1 protein-coding gene is annotated in these 1,042 nt (G+C 45.2%); it reads right to left on the bottom strand.

Annotated elements, in window-relative coordinates; translation table 11 throughout:
• On the bottom strand, window positions 1–968 hold a 968-nt coding region (gene glmU / locus R8269_RS26205; RefSeq protein WP_318223037.1), incomplete at its 3' end, for a bifunctional UDP-N-acetylglucosamine diphosphorylase/glucosamine-1-phosphate N-acetyltransferase GlmU.
• Window positions 969–1,042 lie beyond the last annotated feature (74 nt).

Below are 1,042 nucleotides of genomic sequence, written 5' to 3'. Positions count from 1 at the left end.
ACGGTACACTCTTCACCAACGGTTGCGCCTTCAATCACACTGTAAGGACGAACGATAGTATTATCGTCGATTTCACAATCTTTCAGAACACAACCAGTGCCGATAATGACGTTATCACCCAGCGATACGTTACCTTCAATGATCACGTTTGCATCGATTTCACAATCCATACCGCACTGAAGCTCACCGCGTAAGTCAAAACGCGCAGGGTCACGTAGCATCACACCTTGTTCAAGTAGTTTTTGTGCTTGCATCGATTGGAACGCGCGCTCTAGACGAGCAAGTTGAGCGCGATCATTAACACCTTCTACTTCAATGGCATTCACTGGGTGAACCGCTTCAACGGCACGCCCTTCGTCGTGCGCAGCAGCAATAACGTCTGTTAGGTAATACTCACCTTGAGCATTGTTGTTGTTTAAGCCTGACAACCAACGCTTCAGATCTCCACCAGTCGCAACCATTACGCCAGTGTTAATCTCTTTAATTTGCTTTTGTTCTTCGCTTGCGTCTTTTTGCTCAACGATAGCAACCACTGGACCATTTTTACGAATGATACGTCCGTAACCGGTCGGGTTATCGAGCATTACAGTAAGTAACGCGATGCCACCTGTTGGTTGTGCATCAAGTAGGTTTTCAATGGTTTCAGGAGAAATCAGTGGAACATCACCATAAAGAACTAGGATCTTTTCATCGTCTTCGAAACGTGGAGAAGCCTGATCCACCGCGTGGCCAGTACCAAGCTGATCCGCTTGAAGTACCCAGTTGACAGTCTCATCTGCAAGTGTGGTTTGCATTTGATCACCACCGTGACCAAAGACTAGGTGAATGTTTTGTGCGCCAAGGCCAGTACAAGTATCGATAACATGTTTAACCATTGGCTTCCCTGCCAAAGTGTGTAGCACTTTAGGCATATTTGAGTGCATACGGGTACCTTTACCCGCTGCAAGAATCACAGCACTGAATTTCATTGATAACCTATTGACGTTTTCTGTTAATTGGCCGTTATTTTAAACAGCTCTTTTTGAATAGTTAATGGAATTAA

Source organism: Vibrio sp. Vb0667 (assembly GCF_033391095.1).
The sequence above is the reverse complement of the archived record's forward strand: the minus strand, read 5'-3'. Positions and strand labels throughout refer to the sequence as shown.